A 17,404-nucleotide genomic window follows, 5' to 3' on the forward strand; every position below is an offset into this window, starting at 1 on the left:
GCGTGTCAGGAGGATGTATGATCCAATGGTTGGTCGGTGCGATCGGTTTGAGTCTCGTTGCTACTCACGCGCTCGCGGCTGACCCTATCGAGATCGGAATCGGCTATCTCGGCCATACCGGCATCAAATCGAAATTGTCGCTCGTCGAGCAGCCCTCGGAAGATGACGGCATCGCCGGTGCGCGTCTCGCGATCGAGGACAACAACACCACCGGCAAGTTCCTCAATCAGCGCTTCTTCCTGGACGAAATTCGCCTGAAGGATGATGAGGATGTCGCCAAGGCGGCGACGGCCCTCGCCGGCCGCAATGGTTTCATTATCGTTGATCTGCCTGCCGACGGGCTGTTGAAAGCGGCCGATGCGCTGGGGAATCGCAAGACCGTGCTGTTGAACGCCGGAGTGACCGACGACCGGCTGCGCGAGCAGGATTGCCGTGCCAGTGTGATCCATGTTGCCCCGACCCGCTCGATGCTCGCCGACGCGCTGGCCCAGTATCTGGTGTGGAAGCAGTGGAAGCGCTGGCTGCTGGCGGTCGGCTCACATGAAGCCGACAAGCTCTACGCCGATGCGCTGCGGCGCGCAGCGACCCGCTTTGGCGCCACAATTGTCGGGGAACGGGTGTTCGAAGATACCGGCGGCGCGCGGCGCACCGACAGCGGTGTAACGCTGATTCAGCGTCAAATGCCGGTGTTTACGCAGCAAGCGCCGGCCTATGACGTTCTCGTCGCCGCGGACGAAGGCGAAGTGTTCGCTTCCTACCTACCCTATCGGACCTGGGACCCCCGACCGGTCGCCGGCTCAGCGGGCCTGGTGCCGACGAGTTGGGATGCCGCGCAGGATCAATGGGGCGCGATCCAGATCCAAAACCGCTTCATCAAACTGAATTCGCGGCGCATGACGGCACGGGACATGCAGGCCTGGACCGCGGCGCGCATGATCGGCGAGGCCACATCGCGGATTAACTCCGGTGACCCGAAATCGGTATCCGATTTTCTTAAGGGGCCGGATTTTTCGGTTGCGGCATTCAAGGGACAGCGGCTGACACTGCGGCCCTGGAACCTGCAGCTTCGCCAACCGATCCTGCTGGTTGACGGCCGCATGGTCGTTTCGGTTTCACCGCAGGAGGGCTTTCTGCATCAGGTCTCGGAACTCGATACGCTCGGCGTCGACCGGTCAGAAACCAAATGCAAGCTGCATTGAGAATAATGCAAGCTGTATTGAGAATGGAGAGATCGCCGATGTGGCGTCGGTGTCTGCTTTCCGGAATGACCATGTGGCTCGCAGCCACAGCACCCGCGATGGCCTTCATCGCCTATGTATCGAACGAGAAAAGCAACACGGTATCGGTGATCGACACCGACACGTGGACCGTCACCAAGACCATCAAGGTCGGTCAGCGCCCGCGCGGTATTGAATTCACGAAGACTGGCAACTTCGTGCTGGTCGCGGTCGGTGATGACGACAAGATCGAGATGATCGATACCGCGACCCAGGAGGTGGTGGACAGCCTGCCCTCCGGTCCCGATCCCGAGCTATTCACCCAGGATGCCGCCGGCAAGATCCTCTACGTCGCCAACGAGAACGACAACGCGGTTACGATCGTCGACCTCGAAAAGCGTGTGCGGGTCGGTGACATCCAGGTTGGCGTCGAACCTGAAGGCATGGCCATCAGCCCGGACGGCAAGATCCTGATAAATACCTCCGAGACCACCAACATGGCGCACTTTATCGACACCACGACGCACCAGATCGTCGCCAATGTGCTGGTCGATGCGCGGCCGCGCTTCGCCGAATTCAAGCGCGACGGCTCCGAATTGTGGGTATCGTCGGAGATCGGCGGCACTGTGTCGGTCATCGACCCCGCCAAACGCACCATCACCGGCAAGATTGAGTTCAGCATTCCCGGCCTGCGGCGCGAGGCGATCCAGCCGGTCGGCATCTCCATCACCAAGGACGGCAAGACCGGCTTCATTGCGCTCGGCCCCGCCAACCGCGTTGCCGTCGTCGATGCCACCACCCATAAAGTCACGAAATATCTTCTGGTCGGCCAGCGGGTCTGGCACATGGCGTTCACCCCGGACGAAAAATATTTGTTGGTGACAAATGGCGGATCCAACGATGTCTCCGTGATTGATGTGTCCGCGCAAAAGGTCATCAAGACCATTCAGGTCGGCGAACTTCCCTGGGGCATCACACTGGTTCAGCCGTGACGGCAACCGACGCATCCGCCGCCGGCCACGCGCCGGACGTCCATTCCCGCCCCGATCCCGCTGGGATATCGGCGTTGTCGATCAGCTGCGTCAGCCATTCCTACGGCCCACGGCGCGCCCTGATCGATGTCAGCTTTGCGGTTGCACCGGCAAGCTTCACGGCGCTGCTTGGCCTCAATGGCGCCGGCAAGAGCACGTTGTTCGCGCTGATCACGCGGCTATTCGGCATTCAGGCCGGCCGCATCGGCATTTTCGGCCACGACATCAGCCTTGCGCCAGGCGATGCGCTGCGGCTGCTCGGCGTGGTGTTCCAGTCCCGCACGCTCGACCTCGACCTCTCGGTGACGCAAAACCTGCTCTATCACGCCGCCCTGCACGGCATCGCGAAACGCGAAGCACGCCTGCGCAGCGACGAGGTGCTGACGCGGATCGGGCTTGCGGACCGCGCCGGCAGCAAGGTTCGCGAGCTCTCGGGCGGCCAGATGCGGCGGCTGGAAATCGCGCGCGCCCTTCTGCATCGCCCGCGGCTGCTGCTGCTGGACGAGGCCACCGTCGGGCTCGACGTCAAGGCCCGCGCCGATATCCTCGGCCACGTCCGGCAACTCGTCATCGAGCAAGCCATCGGCGTGTTGTGGGCCACCCATCTGTTCGACGAGATCATGCCCGAAGATGACCTCGTGGTCCTGCACCAAGGCCAAGTTCTTGCGCATGGCCCAGTCGAGAATATCATCGCCGACGCCAGAGCCCGTGACATCAATTCCGCATTCATGCGCCTGACCAGAGCGGCGGCGGATCCCGGGAGCCCCGCGCCATGAGCTCCACGACCGTCAACCGAGACCAGAGCGGCTTCTCGCTCGCGCAATACGTCACCTGCCTGAACGGCATCGTGTGGCGCGAAGCCTTGCGCTTCGTGCACCAGCGCGAACGTTTTGTTTCGGCGCTGGTCCGGCCGCTGGTGTGGCTGTTCATCTTCGCCGCCGGCTTCCGGCAGGTCCTCGGCATTTCCATCATCCCGCCATACGAAACCTACATCCTCTACGAGGTCTATATCGCGCCCGGATTGATGGCGATGATCCAGCTCTTCAACGGCATGCAGTCATCGCTCTCGATGGTCTATGACCGCGAGATGGGCAACATGCGCACCCTGCTGGTGAGCCCGTTGCCGCGCTGGTATCTGCTGTTCTGCAAGCTGGTCGCGGGAACCGCGGTCTCGTTGCTCCAGGTCTACGCTTTCCTCTTGATCGCGTGGTTCTGGGACATCGCGCCGCCAACGATTGGCTATCTCACGGTGCTGCCGGCGCTGGTGCTGTCGGGCCTGATGCTCGGCGCGCTCGGCATGCTGATCTCCTCCGGCATCAAGCAGCTCGAGAATTTTGCCGGCGTAATGAACTTCGTCATCTTCCCGATGTTCTTTGCCTCGTCGGCGCTTTATCCGCTGTGGCGGGTGCAGGAAGGCAGCCCCCTGCTTTACTATGTCTGCCTGTTCAATCCATTTACCCACGCCGTCGAACTGATACGCTTCGCGCTGTATGGACAGACAAACTGGATTTCGCTGGCGGTTGTCTTTTGCTGCACGACCGCCTTCATGATCGGTGCGATTTACGCCTATGATCCATCGCGCGGCCTGGTCCGCCGCGGGCCCGCTGGAGGCGAGACATGAACCGCCGGAGGCAAAACATCAGATGGCAGATCGCGATCGGGGCGCTCCTCTTCATCGCAGCGACCGAATGCAGCGTTGCCGCCGATCCACGCTATCACGAGATCCGCGATGCGTCCCCATGCCTCGGCGCGACGACCCGCTGCGCAGTTGACACAGTCGACTCCAAGTAGAGCGACATTGTGCAAGATGGAAAGGGAATACAGACGTCGACGAACAAAGGGCCTTCAAGTCTTGAGCAGTCCCATCACTTGAGTGCCGTCATTTCCTTGGCAATGAAGGAACTGGTTTCTCCAATTCGGTAAGCTGCTTGGAGGTTAGGATCGAGATGAACCAATATCCCGCAGCAACTACGCCAGCACCACTAACAGCGTTACCGAGACTTACCCAGAACAGGTTGTACAGCGCGCCGGAAGCCGTGATCGTGTCGGGGTGCTTCGACATAAGCGCGACCGAGAATACCGTCATGTTTGCGACGGAGTGTTCGAAGCCGCTCGCGATGAATGCAAACAGGCACCAGAAGATCACGATGCATTTGGCTGCGTCGCTTTTTGTCCTAGCAGCCATCCAGACCGACAGGCACACGAGCCAGTTGCAAAGCATTCCGCGACATATCAGTTCGACCGGCGTCGAATGGATCTTGTGTATAGCTGTTTCGAATAACAATGCCGCGCCCGGCTTCAAAATATGTCCTCCTCCACCCGCGACGAACAATCCCGACAGGACGGCTGCACCAGCGAGGTTTCCTGCCCAGCTCAGCAGCCAAGCCTTAGCGAGTCCGGCAAGATCGACAACCCCCGCCAGTCTTCCAATGGTCATGTACATGGTATGACCTGTATATAGTTCCGATCCTGCGAAGATGACCAGAATCAGCGCGATCGCGAAGCTGGCCCCCATGACGAGCGGTCGCCACGGTGGGTCGACAACTTGGCCTACCGAAAATATCAGGATGATCCCTATTCCTACATAGGCACCCGCGAACATCGCTCCAACTACAAAGCTCAATGGCCTTTGGTTGATCACCCTTGTCTTTTCTTCCGCAAGGCGCGCGAAGTACATGCATGTCTCGCAAGACATCATTCGCGACCTCCCGACCCAATTGGGGTGGCTGATTTTCTGCGGACGATCGTCGTTGTTCCGCAAAACAACGAACCTCCGAACAGGCAGCCTAGCCCAATAGCAAGTACGGCTACTATCTGGCCGAGCATATCCTGTTCATCACGCAGGTAACTGTTGCAGAGCCTGCTCGGCGATGTCGTATAGATCCAGGACAATACGAGCATCATGGAGACAAGATTACACTTCAGGATCCCGATAGCTAAGGGGGGAAGCTTCGGCCAGCTTAGAGCTAGACTGGCTCCGGCGAATGGCAGGGTTACAAATTTCGCGAATTCGTACAGTGGATTTTGAACCGATCCATCAACGGAACGAGGAAGCATCCAGAAAGAGAAGACAATCAGCGCAAATGACAGGCCAGTGGCACCACCGACATTAAAGCTTTCTCTGCCGCGATTGATCGCGTCCCTATGGCGTCGCGCTATGGTCCAACCGCAAAGGACCAACGCAGGCATTTGGATTAGAAGGTGGCTGACGAGACTTTGCTCTAGGAGCAAACGCACTGGCGAGCTCGAGACGGTAACGAGGATTAGCACAGCTGCATAGAAAGCGAGACGCTCAGTCATTTGATAAAACTCCGCAGAGCCAAAAATGCCGCGTTGTGCTGGTCCAGATCATAGATCCCGGTTAGCTTTCCATCGGGTCCCACGACGTGCAAAGCGGCATTGTGTACAAAGCCCCCGATACCGTCCGGCAGAACGATAACCGCATAAGCTTCAAGCAACAGGCGCAACTCTCCCGCGTTACGAGGACGCGCAAGTTTCCAGATACTTGCGTCGGCGCCGTGCACTCTCGCATATTCAGAAAGCTCTCGCGGACCATCTTGGGCGAGGTCGAAGCTGATGCTGAGTAATTTGGCAGGCACGCCATCCGCCTTGATCCTCTCCTGCAGCCGACCAAAATTATCACCAAGAGACACGCAAATGGTGGGACACTGAGTATAGATGAAGTCCACGATTACCGCTTGGCCAGTGTAGTCTGAGAGACGGATCGACCGTCCGCTACCATCAACGAGCTCGACGTCCGGGATGGGTTCTGGCGATGCCAAGACCGCAATTCGGCGTGCCGTCTCAGCGGTAAACGCTCTGAGCCCGCTGGTAGCCCACCACAGCACAGCGGCACCGAAGGCCAGCACCAAGCAGGTCGCGAATAGCGTGCGCCGCATGATTCAGCCTCTCATCGACAAGACCAACCGCTTTGTTATCGGAAGGACGATGATTCCGACCCCAAGAATCGCCGCCAAGGCGAACAAGCTGCCGACCTGATCCTGCAAATGCCATTCCGGGAGGTGTGTCGCCCAACGCCGCGGTATACTGCTCGCGCCAGAGACAAGGAACACGATGGCAAAGCCCATTCCACCGAGCAGGTATATGGTGAAGCCACGAGCATTCCACCCAGAAAGCGATGCGTGAACCCCCGTCCTCGTCAGCCACGCCGAGAAACCGAGCGTCAACGCAACCTGGCCAAGCAGAAGGTAAAGGTGGAAGTGACCCGGAACCCATTGGGTATTATGCATGATGTTGTTGACTGAAATCATTCCATCGATGATCGCGGGTACCGCACCGATTGACCAACCGAAGATTCCCGTGACCAGGAGCGCCGATGCGAGATCCCAGCGAATGCCAGATCTGTATAAATAGGTGAGAAGCGAGAACGTCGTGATAACGAGTAAGGGAATCCCGCTCGCATAGGAAATAATCTGCCCCATGACCAACGCCCACGCAGGCATAACGCCATCCTGAAAGAGATGATGCGTGTATACTGCCATCACCAGAAACACTACTGCGTTCCAAGAGGCGACAAACGATCGAGAGACCTTCCATTGTTGCTGTGTGTATTCGGGTACGATCTCATACACCGCAATGACGGCCATATAGATCGACGCATTGATAAAGACGTGGCCAAAGAAATAGATCATGTTCTTCGCCAGCAGCGCGTCCAATGTAAAGCTGGGGAGATAGAGATTTATCAGACTGATGATAAGGACCGCAGCACCCACGACCGTGCTTATTCCGTTGAACACGACGATTGCGGCGGCAGCTATTACAGTCGGGGGCGGCACATCATCCTGCTTCCCTGAGAAGAGGAGCGGCCATCCGAGCGCGTTCGCGAAGTTGCCGTAACGCTCAATTACAGCTCTACCGACCTCAACCAAGTAGACGAGAAAACCAACTCCGACGAGTATTACCCCAATGAGATAAGTCGCGGCCGCACCCACGTCCCAGACGCCACCGGATATCGCCGGAAGGGGGAACAAGAACGTCCAGGCTCCGGCGTATCCGCCGATGAAGATTGAGCCTAGGATCGCCACGACACCGACGACGAATAAGCCAAGGTGAATCCAAAACACCCACCCAGCTAATGAGACGTGGCGACTCAAGAAATACCACATGATCGCAGATCCGGACATTCCGGCGATCCCAACCATGCCGATTCCATGCGCCGTCATAAGGCGATAGAATATCGTTGGATCGATTTGGATAAGCGCCCCTTGAGCCATGCGCATGGTCAGCCCGAATGCCATCATCAACAGGAGCACGGCAACTGTCAGCAGCATCGTCAGCTTGACAGCCCCATCGGCCGGACAAGAAGGTGCAGAAATCGTACCAGGTGCATTCGCTTGAGCCATTTTCAGATTCCCTATTGCGCGACCACAAGTATTTCGTCTGTCATGTCGTGATGAGCGACCCCGCAATACTCCATGCAGAAGATCCGGTACTTTCCCGCCGTCCGAAATGTGTAACTGACTCGATTGATGTAGCCCGGCATGGCCTGGCTTTGGACGAGGAGCTGATCGCCAGCGTCGTAGACTGCGAATCCATGCGATACGTCGGTCGTCGCAATGTTGAAGGTAACTGGCTTGCCTACGGGGATTGTCTTGCGGTCAATCTCCCAGCTCCATTGCGAGCCCGTTACCTTGACGCTGACCACATCCGCGCCGGCAGCTACCGCTCTCGGCCACGGCCTCAACGAACCAATTGATACGGCAGCGCCAAGCACGAGAGCGCCGATGAACAGCACGAAGCGAAGCGCCCCGAGCTTGGGCGCCTTTTTGCTACCGTCCCCCGCGCCGGATCGACTCAACGAGAAGAGAAAGATGGCGGCCACCGCCATCATTAGAACCAAGCTCGTGAAGAGAACTGTTTGATGCATGCCGCCTGCCTCCAAAACTCGATTAATCATTCCGCTAACACGCACCAAGCGATCGTCCAGAGTTGCGCCGAAGACATTGGTGTGGCGTGGCCGTATGGTTGCAACCTCGATAACCCCGGGTCGCGCCGCTGAACGTTCAGGCTATACTCTGACGACCGTTCGGCCACGTACCTGGCCGGCGAGAATCGTATCGGCGAGTGCCGGCAAGTCGTCGAGTTGGACTTCTTGCGTTACGCGCGCGAAGTCCTCTTCCGTCAAGAGATCCGCGATGCGTCCCCAGGCCTCCGCGCGACGACCCGCTGGGCAGTTGACGGAGTCGACTCCGAGCAGAGCGATATTGCGCAAGATGAAAGGGAAGACAGACGTCGGAAGATCGCCGCCGCCGGCCAGGCCGCAAGCTGCTACCGCCCCGCCATAAGCGGTCGAAGCTAAGACATTAGCGAGAAGCGCTCCACCGACAGTATCCACCGCCCCATGCCAAACCTCGCTTTGCAACGGTTTACCCGGCTGCTGATAGGCATCACGGGCCACGATGTCCGTGGCGCCAAGGGATTTAAGGAACGTCTCCTCGGACGCACGTCCGGTGAGGGCATGCACGCGGTAGCCGAGCCGAGACAAGAGACGCACCGCAACGCTGCCAACACCACCGGCTGCACCTGTCACGAGGACGTCCCCGCCTTTCTTGATGCCATGCCGCTCAAGCGTGATAACGCACAACATTGCAGTGAGCCCTGCCGTACCAACGGCCATTGCGGTCCTAGTCGACAGTCCCTTCGGTAGCTTGGCCAGCCATTCACTCTTCACTCGGGCGCGCTGAGAGAATCCGCCCGACCAACTCTCTCCGACACCCCAGCCAGTAAGCACCACCTTGTCGCCGGGCCGGAACGACGGGCTGGCGCTTGCGCGCACAGTTCCAGCGAAATCGATGCCAGGGATCATCGGAAATGTGCGCAGGATGCGGCCCAGCCCCTTCAGTGCAAGGCCATCCTTGTAATTGAAGGAGGAGAACTCCACGTCGACAGTGACGTCCGCCTCGGGGAGATCGCGCTCGGTGATCTCTTCGATGCCAATGGCGTGTCCACTATCGCGCTTTCTTGCCACAAGGGCGCGGAAGGTGTTGCTCACTCGCTAACTCCTGTTCTTGGTCAACGCACGGAGGCGCGTCGGCGGCGCCCGGACACGCGCGCTGCTCGGCCCTTGCCTATTGCTCGTGGACGTAGTGATCGAGTTCGGTCAGTGCCGCGACTGCGCCACCTTCATGCTGTGCCCGCGCCCAGTCCGGATCGTCCGGAACGGATCCGCTCCGTCCCGCCTTTGCAGGCATTTTCATGCCGCAGAGGCATCCAGCTTGGCTCCCCTTTGAGTGCTCCAATTGTGTATTGTTTTAAATAGACCGATCGTCTCAAAAATACAAGCAAGATTGTCGACCCGATCGGCGCGTTTGTGAACTGATCACTGATCGTAGGCGCATATTGCTCCGCCGCGTGCTGCCTCTCGATGGCGGAAGGCGCCGCTCGGCAACCCGCGAACCGCAATTCACAGGCGCCACCGGGACCCGCGGAAGCGAATAATGGACTGGACACTAGGCTGCGCGCGTGGGGCTGCACTGGGGTTGGCCCGTCAGGAGCGCTACGAGCCGACTACCCAATCAGGCGCCCGCCGCGTCGTCGGAAGTGACCTCTTTTGGCAATGTGGTCAGATTCCGATCCCGCGAGCTCTCAACGTCTCGGCGATCTCGTCGAAGACGGCTGGATCGTCAACAGTGGCGGGCAGTTTCCATTCCTCATCGTCGGCGATTTTCTGCATGGTCCCGCGCAGTATCTTGCCGGAACGAGTCTTGGGCAAGCGCTTGATGGTCACGACCGTCTTCAATGCCGCCACTGCGCCGATACGGTCGCGCACCATCTGCATGACCTCATTTTCAATCACCGCCGCATCGCGCGACGCCGCAGCGCTCAGCACGACGAATCCAAGGGGGATCTGGCCTTTCATTGCGTCGGCGACGCCAATCACCGCGCATTCGGCAACGTCCGGATGCTCCGCGAGAACCTCCTCCATTGCCCCAGTCGAAAGGCGATGGCCGGCAACGTTGATGATATCGTCTGTACGGGCCATGATGAACACGTAACCGTCCCCGTCGACGAGGCCGGCGTCGGACGTTTTGTAATAACCGGGGAATTCATCGAGGTAAGCTTGCCGGAAGCGGCTGTCGGCCCTCCAAAAAGTCTGCAGGCAACCAGGCGGCAGAGGGAGCTTCAACACCACATTGCCGAGGGTCCCGGGTGGCGTCTCGTGCCCCGCATCGTCAAGGATTCGGATTTCATACCCAGGCATGGGGACGCCAGGGGAGCCGTATTTTATCGGCAACGCGCCGAGCCCTAGCGGATTATGGGTGATTGGAGCGCCTGTTTCGGTCTGCCACCAGTTGTCGATGACCGGGACCCCTAGTTGCTTTTCCGCCCACTTGATTGTCTGGGGGTCGGCGCGCTCGCCCGCCAAGAAAAGCGCCCTCAGCGTCGAGATGTCATATTTTCGGATGTGATCGCCGGCGGGATCCTGCCCCCTGATGGCGCGGAACGCTGTTGGCGCGGTGAACAGCCCTACCACGCCGTGTTCAGCGATGACTCGCCAGAACGTTCCAGCATCCGGCGTTCCTACGGGCTTTCCCTCGAACAAGACTGTCGTGCACCCGTGCACGAGCGGCGCATACACGATGTACGAGTGTCCGACGACCCAGCCGACGTCCGAAGCCGCCCAGAATACCTCTCCCGGTTTGATCCCGAATTCGTTTTGCATCGACCATTTCAGTCTGACCATGTGTCCGCCGTTGTCACGAACCACGCCCTTTGGCTGGCCAGTCGTCCCTGACGTGTAGAGGATATAGAGGGGGTCGGTCGATGCGACCGGAACGCATTCTATGTCGGTTCGCGCCGCTTTTTCCTGGGCGACGGCCTTGGCGTAGTCGATGTCGCGATCATCAATGAGGTCACAGCTCAGCTGCTCACGTTGGACGACGATGCAATGCGAAGGCTTATGTCGGGCAAGGTCGATTGCGCCATCCAGCAGCGGTTTGTAGGCGATTGTGCGGTTGGGCTCGAGGCCACAGGAAGCCGAGATGATCGCCTTAGGTTGCGCATCGTCGATGCGGGTCGCGAGCTCGCGTGCGGCGAAGCCACCAAAAACGACCGAGTGGATTGCGCCCAGACGCGCGCACGCGAGCATGGCGAAAACAGCCTCAGCGATCATCGGCATGTAGATGACAACTCGATCACCTTTGCGAACACCGATGCGCCTCAGCACCGCTGCAAGCGCGGTCACCTCGTCCTTCAACTGCGCATAGGTAAATTTTTGGACGGTGCCGGAAATAGCGCTGTCGTAGATAAGGGCGATCTGGTCTGCTCGCCCTGCCTCCACGTGCCGGTCCACGGCGTTGTAGCAGGTATTGCAGGTTCCTCCTGGAAACCAGTGCCCGTAAACGCCGACCCCAGGTTCAAAAACCCTGTCATATTGGGTGAACCAGTCAACTCCATGCGCCGCCTCGGCCCAGAATGATTCAGGACCAAGCTTCCAATTGGCGTAGAGCTCATGATAGTCCGATGCCATGCCCCTCTCCTCCCCAGTCATTCTTTGCACGGCGACATCGTTGTCGGCGGTTGGTGCCATGCGGCATCTGCCCAGCCGCTTGCCGGCTGGGATGCCTTTGGTTGGACATTGAGCGCCGCATGTTTCGATTAAAGTCTCGGGCTTTGGCCAAACGAGCAGCCCTGATGGCGTCGAGCGCCCATTCCCGTCTACGCCTCACGTGACCGGCCGATACTCGCTTCCATCCCAGTTTTTCCGACCAACCGTTTTCATGAATCCGTCGACGAACTTGTCTAGAGGGACGGCGTTGCGCTCCAATTTCGCCCGCAAAATCGCGCCCTCCCACCCGATCCAAAAAAACTCGGACATCTGGCGGCAGTCGACTCGCTGAGGAATCTCGTCGCGCAACCGAGCCTCGTCCAGGCATTCGGCTATCCTCTTCTGCCATAGCTCGAACACATCTATGAGCCTTTGACGGAAGGAGCCTGGGAGCGATGCCATTTCTTGGCCAAGATTCCCGACAAGGCATCCGCGACGAAAATCGTACTTCGCCATACCGTCGCGCGCAGATCTTATGAAGTTATCGAACCTCTGCATCGGAGGTAGGTTTCGATCCTTAAGGTATTTTTCCAGCCTCGAAACAAAGAAGCTGTTGTATTCGTCGACCAACGCCAACCCGAATGCCTCTTTGCTGCTGAAATAATGATAGAATGATCCCTTAGGGATATTGGCCGATTTCAGAATTTCGTCGAGACCGACGGCAGAGAAGCCGAACTCGCACAGCTTTTCGACACCTGCTCTCAGCAGCACGGCTTTCGACTCGTTCGAAACGCCTTCGTTCTTTGGTGGTCGTCCCGGGCGACGCTTAATGTGTACGACTGATCCCATCAGGCAACAATAGACCGGTCGTCTCGCGGATACAATAGGAGCGTTGGGCGAAAGCCGCAGCGCGCGGCTTCTCAAAGAGGAGCAATGAGCCGAGGCGGTCGCTCAGTAGCGTCCGTTCCGCCGATGTCGTTTTTCAACAGCCTGGCCCGCCAGCGAGATCCCAAGCCATGGCACCGCGATTCGATGGCGAGAATTGTCGGATTTGATTGACTGCGCTGCAGCTCATACGTGAATGTTGGCACGCGTCGCAGCGTTATGTGATGCTGGTTCTCACGATGGTCGCGCCACGCTGTAGTACCTCGATTGCTTGCGCGATGATGTGCTCGACGATGTCGCCGGCGGGCAATCGATCGCGCACCAAGTCGACGCCCTCGCCGGCCCAGACGGCACGGATGGAGAGATCATCTGGTGCAGCATTCATATAAATCTTTTCTTCCTCGGGCCGCGCCAAGCGGAGTTCCTCTTCCCGTTGTTGCCATTTGTCTAGGAACGCATTCTTAACGGCGCGGCCGGGATACTGTTGCGGCCAGGCAGAGCCGCGCACGATATCGAATATCCTGGTCTGCTCCGTCTCATCTCCGGAGGCCGCGATCAGCCGGTCCTTCATGGCACCGTTCCAGAGTGACTCGTCTGACGCCGCAAAGCGCGTGCCCATCAGTACCCCAGCGGCGCCTAAAGCGAGGACGGCTGCAAGTCCGCGGCCGTCTGAAATTCCGCCAGCGGCGACAACAGGGATGGGGCCGACTGCATCCACAATCGCTGGAACGAGACCCATCGTTCCTCGCGTCATGCCGGCGTGGCCGCCGGCATCGCGGCCTTGGGCAATGATAATGTCAGCTCCAGATACGGCAGCTTCCTTGGCCTGAGCCAGCGTTTGGACCTGACACATCAATAGACAGCCGGCTCGCTTTATAGCGTCGGCAAAGGGCACGGGACTGCCGAATGAGAGCATGAGCACTGGCGGATGCGCTGCCAAGGCCGCATCGAGGGCCCCCGGCCTCTCATCGAGCGCCCAAGTGACGAGACCAATACCAACGCGCGCATTGCCGGCTTCGGTGAGTCCTTTCTTGATGGCTACGCTGTCGGCATATCCAGAACCGATAATCCCCAAACCGCCGGCGTGCGTTACGGCGGCTGCGAGCCTGCCTCCCGATGCCGAGCCCATGGGAGCGAGCAGGATCGGATGCTTGATCTGCAGCAACCTTGTTAGGGCTGTCTCGATTACGGCCATTATTTTCTCCTTCGGTTCCGTAGCTGACAGGAAGTCAACCTTTGTAGGCGTCACGGGTCAACGCGAGAGGAGCCGTCCGGGTGCCTCACCTCGTCTACGGCTTTCACGCAAGCTAGGCAGAAAAAATCATCCGATGTGAGTCGGCCCAATATTCTGGGGCTTTGGTCGGGGCGATGGACAGCGCCGCACGGTCAGGCGACTTCGGAGACGGCCCTGCGGATGGCCTGCTCGAACGCCTCCGGCGGCTGGGCCCCTGTGATTAGGTAGCGATCGTTGACCACCACGGCGGGAACGCCGCTTATCCCCGCTCGATGCCACTTCTCTTCGGCGTCGCGCACCTCGTCGGCGTAGTGTCCTGAGGTGAGCACATCGCGCACAGCAGCGCCATCAAGGCCAACAGATTCAGCAGCGGCCACGAGCACATCGTGGTCACCGGGATTCTGCATCTTGGTATGGTAGGCGGCGAGCAGCGCGCGCTTCAGCTCTTCCTGTCGTCCCTCGATCCGGGCCCAGTGCAGCAGTCGGTGCGCGTCAAATGTGTTGTAGAACCGGCTTTCGTCGGTAGTCACCATGTCGAAGCCCACTTGCGCGGCCAGGACGCGTAGGCGTTCACGGTTCGCGATCGCCTGCTCGCGCCCGACGCCGTATTTGCGTGCCACGTTGTCGAAACGGCTCTCACCCTCCGGCGGGATGCCCGGATTGAGTTCGAAGGGCTGAAAATGGATGTCGGCCGTCAATCGCCCCTCGAAGCGCTTCAGCGCAGCATCCAGGTTTCCCAACCCAATGACGCACCAGGGGCATGACACATCAGATATAAAGTCGATTTTGACCGTATTTGTCATGGAAAGGCTACTCGCTTGGTGACGTTTGGGCACGCCAGGCACCCCCTAAACTTATGGGGAAGATGGGGCGACTTAACCACCGGATGAACAGCCGCTGGCAGGAAGGCACTCTTTCGCATATCGGAACAATCATGCGGCTCGCGGCCTCACTGTCGGCCAGCTTGACACTGACCTTGCCCCCAAGTTTTGCTGGCGCGGAGCCCTCGGCATAGCGCAGCGCCAGCTCCCGGCGCGGGTGGCACGTGAAGGCGAACTCGGACGGCGTATTCCATCCGAAATGAGGTGGACTACCCTGCTCTATCGCGGCCATCAAACGTGACTGCGACACCTGCGAGCTCAAGCCACGTTGTCGCCGAAGATGCTCGCCCGGAAGGTCCCGCGCTCGATCCACGAAAGCGCCCGCGACATCGCCAGACCGAAGCCTGGATCAATCGAACGCCGACCAGTGAGTTGCAAGATGTCGCCAAGTGGCCCCGAACGTCTGACGACTCAACGAAGCGGTCGATCGTGAGAACTCATAGACAGCGCCACCGGGTCAACCTCCGGCTCCATCATCGATTCCAACCTCCTGCCCGACGGGATGGAATGAATCAGCGATCCATCCCGATTTCAGCAGCCAAGTTTTTCAACATAATCGGCCAGTAGCGGAAATACTCCGAACGTTCGGCCTTGATCCGTTTCTGACATCGCCCGTGGTGTTGCGGCTAAGCCGCGCGGATATTCGCCATAAAGCGGTCGAGCTCTTCGCGGAGTCGCGTGCTTTCGGCGGACAAAGAACGCGCCGAATTCAGCACTTCCTCCGACGCCGAGCCGGTCTGGGTGGCGCCACGATTGACCAGCATGACGCTGGTGGCGGCCTCCTGCGTGCCTTGCGCGACGTTTTGCACGCTGCGAGTAATCTCCTGCGTCGTAGAACTCTGCTGTTCTACTTCGCGCGCGATAGTCGTCGCAATGTTAGAGATTTGGCCGATGGTGCCCCCGATCTCCTTGATGGCGGCAACTGAATCCTGGGTTGCCGCCTGCATGCCTGAGATATGATTGGAAATCTCATCGGTTGCCCGCGCTGTCTGGCTGGCAAGCGATTTCACCTCCGATGCCACCACGGCAAAGCCGTGCCCTGCCTCGCCGGCGCGCGCGGCCTCGATCGTCGCGTTCAGTGCCAGCAAATTGGTTTGCTTGGCAATCGCCGTGATAAGCTTGATCACGTCGCCGATTTCCTCCGCTGCCCCCGAGAGCTTGCCGATGCGCGCATCGGTCTGTTCCGCCTGTCGCACGGCCTGATCCGCAATCCGACTTGATTCGTTGACACGCCGCCCGATCCCGTTGACGGACACGGAGAGCTCCTCGATGGCGGAAGCCACCGACTGCATGTTGCTGGAGGCCTTCTCGGAAGCACCCGCCAGCTGGCTTGATAGAGTCCGTGTGGTGTCCGCGGTCTGCGTCAATGTACCGGCCGCACCCTCGATCCGCACGGCCGAAGCCGACACGTTAGTCACGATCGAGCCTACCGCTGTATCGAACTCGTCAGCAAAGCGGATCAATTCGGCACGGCGCGCCGCGGCGCTTGCCTTATTCCGCGCCTCTTGATTTGCGGCGTCGCGCTCGGCCTTCGCCACCGCCTGGAGCTTGAACTCCTCGACCGCGGCTGCCATCTCGCCCAGCTCATCCTTACGGCCTAGACCGGGCAGGACGACCTCGAAATTGCCGGCCGCGAGCTTGCGCATCGCAAGGCACATGGACGCGATTGGCCTGGAGATACCATTGCCGAGCAGGAAGGCCCAGATCAACCCGAGCACGAAGGCGCCCGCAGCGAGCATCAAAATCAGGTCTTTTGTTTCTCTGATTGTCCCCTGCGACTCCGACTCAAGGCGCTTCTGGTCGGAGAGCAAGTCGGACTTTATCGCGATCGAACCTTGACTGATGGTAGCGGCGGCTCCCGTCATTTCGACGCTCAGCCGGTCGATTTCCTTCGCATTGTCGATCAGTTTGTCGAGGGCCTGCCGGTAATCCTCCAGCATAGCTGAAGTTTCGTTTAAACCTTGATTGATCCCCTCATTCTTTGACGAGACGGCGCGTAGTGACTTTTCGACGAACTTAAGACGCGCCATTGCGCTGGTCGCGACGGTCTTGTCGGCATTTGCCACGAACATGTTGGCAAGCGCCGTGGCTGCTTGGAATTGGTCAGTTACCTTTCTGACGCCATCTTGAATCGTCTGTAGTTCCGAATCGTCGGCCTTACTGGAGAGATCGTCCAGCTTGTAACGCAATGAAAAAGCGCTGCGAGTGAGTTTGTTCTGCGCGATCTGCGCGCTGTCTTCCCTGATGCTCACGATTTCGGCAAAAATCTTGGAGAAAGTGCGGAATTCCCACTCTAGCTTGGTAAGCTGGTCGAGCCGCGCCGGATTGACCGTAATCTTCATGGATTGGAGAATGGCGTCTCTCAGGCTTGCCTCGGCTGCCAGCGCCGCTTTGCTATCTTCTTGCTTGCCTGTTTCCTGGAAGTAACGCGCCAGCAAGCGATAGGAGACTAGCTCGCGGTCAATGTTGCGCGCCAGATCCGCTTCCGTCACTCTCTGTTGGTAGGATGCGACGCCCGCAGAGATTCGTTCGAAGCCCATAAAGGCAAAGCCCATGCTGGCTCCCGAGATCGCCAATGTGACGGCAAAGCCGAGCATGATCTTTGCACGGAATCGGAGGACGGGTAGGTTCAATAGCCACGACCCGGA

The 17,404-nt window shown here is 59.1% G+C and carries 15 protein-coding genes; 4 read left to right on the forward strand and 11 right to left on the reverse strand.

The window, feature by feature from the left end; genetic code table 11:
- Positions 1–17 precede the first annotated feature (17 nt).
- The 4 genes from JQ600_RS09325 (at position 18) to JQ600_RS09340 (ending at position 3,869) form a co-directional block, all read left to right on the forward strand.
- The gene (locus JQ600_RS09325) at positions 18–1,199 is read left to right on the forward strand and encodes an ABC transporter substrate-binding protein (RefSeq protein WP_212489805.1); all 1,182 of its coding nucleotides are present in this window, start codon (positions 18–20) and stop codon (positions 1,197–1,199) included.
- Positions 1,200–1,222: 23 nt separating this feature from the next.
- Positions 1,223–2,209 (forward strand): YVTN family beta-propeller repeat protein, encoded by a 987-nt coding sequence (locus JQ600_RS09330; RefSeq protein WP_249135775.1) that lies wholly within the window; start codon positions 1,223–1,225, stop codon positions 2,207–2,209.
- 65 nt (positions 2,210–2,274) lie between these two features.
- A complete protein-coding gene (locus JQ600_RS09335) occupies positions 2,275–3,024 on the forward strand; it encodes an ABC transporter ATP-binding protein (protein WP_212489909.1) in 750 nt (249 codons plus the stop codon).
- Positions 3,021–3,869 (forward strand): ABC transporter permease, encoded by an 849-nt coding sequence (locus JQ600_RS09340; protein ID WP_212263287.1) that lies wholly within the window; start codon positions 3,021–3,023, stop codon positions 3,867–3,869. Before JQ600_RS09335 ends, JQ600_RS09340 begins: the two co-directional genes overlap by 4 nt.
- 258 nt (positions 3,870–4,127) lie before the next feature.
- Here the strand turns inward: JQ600_RS09340 and JQ600_RS09345 are convergent, their stop codons facing one another.
- The 11 genes from JQ600_RS09345 to JQ600_RS09390 all read right to left on the reverse strand — a co-directional run bounded on the left by JQ600_RS09345 (position 4,128) and on the right by JQ600_RS09390 (position 17,353).
- Positions 4,128–4,925 carry a formate/nitrite transporter family protein gene (locus JQ600_RS09345; protein WP_212489806.1) on the reverse strand — a complete coding sequence of 266 codons (798 nt, stop codon included), beginning with the start codon at positions 4,923–4,925 and terminating at the stop codon, positions 4,128–4,130.
- A gap of 619 nt (positions 4,926–5,544) precedes the next feature.
- A complete protein-coding gene (locus tag JQ600_RS09350) occupies positions 5,545–6,147 on the reverse strand; it encodes an SCO family protein (RefSeq protein WP_212263285.1) in 603 nt (200 codons plus the stop codon).
- Positions 6,148–6,150: 3 nt separating this feature from the next.
- A complete protein-coding gene (locus tag JQ600_RS09355; RefSeq protein WP_212489807.1) occupies positions 6,151–7,611 on the reverse strand; it encodes a cbb3-type cytochrome c oxidase subunit I in 1,461 nt (486 codons plus the stop codon).
- Between the two features lie 11 nt (positions 7,612–7,622).
- The gene (locus JQ600_RS09360) at positions 7,623–8,135 is read right to left on the reverse strand and encodes a hypothetical protein (RefSeq protein ID WP_212263283.1); all 513 of its coding nucleotides are present in this window, start codon (positions 8,133–8,135) and stop codon (positions 7,623–7,625) included.
- A gap of 141 nt (positions 8,136–8,276) precedes the next feature.
- Complete coding sequence (locus JQ600_RS09365) at positions 8,277–9,260, reverse strand: MDR family oxidoreductase (RefSeq protein WP_212489808.1); 984 nt, start codon at positions 9,258–9,260, stop codon at positions 8,277–8,279.
- Between the two features lie 76 nt (positions 9,261–9,336).
- On the reverse strand, positions 9,337–9,465 hold the full coding sequence (locus tag JQ600_RS37220; RefSeq protein ID WP_283815726.1) for a hypothetical protein: 129 nt from the start codon (positions 9,463–9,465) through the stop codon (positions 9,337–9,339).
- Positions 9,466–9,830: 365 nt separating this feature from the next.
- Positions 9,831–11,738 (reverse strand): propionyl-CoA synthetase, encoded by a 1,908-nt coding sequence (locus JQ600_RS09370; protein WP_212489809.1) that lies wholly within the window; start codon positions 11,736–11,738, stop codon positions 9,831–9,833.
- Positions 11,739–11,933: 195 nt separating this feature from the next.
- Positions 11,934–12,527, reverse strand: coding sequence for a TetR/AcrR family transcriptional regulator (locus JQ600_RS09375; RefSeq protein WP_312017247.1), 594 nt, complete (start codon positions 12,525–12,527; stop codon positions 11,934–11,936).
- A 331-nt stretch (positions 12,528–12,858) separates the two neighbouring features.
- The gene (locus JQ600_RS09380; protein ID WP_212263280.1) at positions 12,859–13,836 is read right to left on the reverse strand and encodes a nitronate monooxygenase family protein; all 978 of its coding nucleotides are present in this window, start codon (positions 13,834–13,836) and stop codon (positions 12,859–12,861) included.
- A 191-nt stretch (positions 13,837–14,027) separates the two neighbouring features.
- Positions 14,028–14,678, reverse strand: a complete 651-nt coding sequence (locus JQ600_RS09385) for a DsbA family oxidoreductase (protein WP_212263279.1) — start codon at positions 14,676–14,678, stop codon at positions 14,028–14,030.
- A 704-nt stretch (positions 14,679–15,382) separates the two neighbouring features.
- On the reverse strand, positions 15,383–17,353 hold the full coding sequence (locus JQ600_RS09390) for a methyl-accepting chemotaxis protein (RefSeq protein ID WP_249135818.1): 1,971 nt from the start codon (positions 17,351–17,353) through the stop codon (positions 15,383–15,385).
- Between the last annotated feature and the right edge of the window lie 51 nt (positions 17,354–17,404).

Origin of the sequence: Bradyrhizobium sp. AUGA SZCCT0176 (assembly GCF_018130145.1) — a bacterium.
Classification (GTDB): Bacteria; Pseudomonadota; Alphaproteobacteria; order Rhizobiales; family Xanthobacteraceae; genus Bradyrhizobium.

Excerpts from the sequence above, each read along its gene's own strand:
- JQ600_RS09390 (WP_249135818.1), bottom strand. The coding sequence starts at position 17,353 with ATGCTCGGCTTTGCCGTCACATTGGCGATCTCGGGAGCCAGCATGGGC.
- JQ600_RS09350 (WP_212263285.1), bottom strand. The coding sequence starts at position 6,147 with ATGCGGCGCACGCTATTCGCGACCTGCTTGGTGCTGGCCTTCGGTGCC.
- JQ600_RS09345 (WP_212489806.1), bottom strand. The coding sequence starts at position 4,925 with ATGTACTTCGCGCGCCTTGCGGAAGAAAAGACAAGGGTGATCAACCAA.
- JQ600_RS09385 (WP_212263279.1), bottom strand. The coding sequence starts at position 14,678 with ATGACAAATACGGTCAAAATCGACTTTATATCTGATGTGTCATGCCCC.
- JQ600_RS09380 (WP_212263280.1), bottom strand. The coding sequence starts at position 13,836 with ATGGCCGTAATCGAGACAGCCCTAACAAGGTTGCTGCAGATCAAGCAT.
- JQ600_RS09325 (WP_212489805.1), top strand. The coding sequence starts at position 18 with ATGATCCAATGGTTGGTCGGTGCGATCGGTTTGAGTCTCGTTGCTACT.
- JQ600_RS09370 (WP_212489809.1), bottom strand. The coding sequence starts at position 11,738 with ATGGCATCGGACTATCATGAGCTCTACGCCAATTGGAAGCTTGGTCCT.
- JQ600_RS09360 (WP_212263283.1), bottom strand. The coding sequence starts at position 8,135 with ATGCATCAAACAGTTCTCTTCACGAGCTTGGTTCTAATGATGGCGGTG.
- JQ600_RS09340 (WP_212263287.1), top strand. The coding sequence starts at position 3,021 with ATGAGCTCCACGACCGTCAACCGAGACCAGAGCGGCTTCTCGCTCGCG.
- JQ600_RS09355 (WP_212489807.1), bottom strand. The coding sequence starts at position 7,611 with ATGGCTCAAGCGAATGCACCTGGTACGATTTCTGCACCTTCTTGTCCG.
- JQ600_RS09330 (WP_249135775.1), top strand. The coding sequence starts at position 1,223 with ATGGAGAGATCGCCGATGTGGCGTCGGTGTCTGCTTTCCGGAATGACC.
- JQ600_RS37220 (WP_283815726.1), bottom strand. The coding sequence starts at position 9,465 with ATGAAAATGCCTGCAAAGGCGGGACGGAGCGGATCCGTTCCGGACGAT.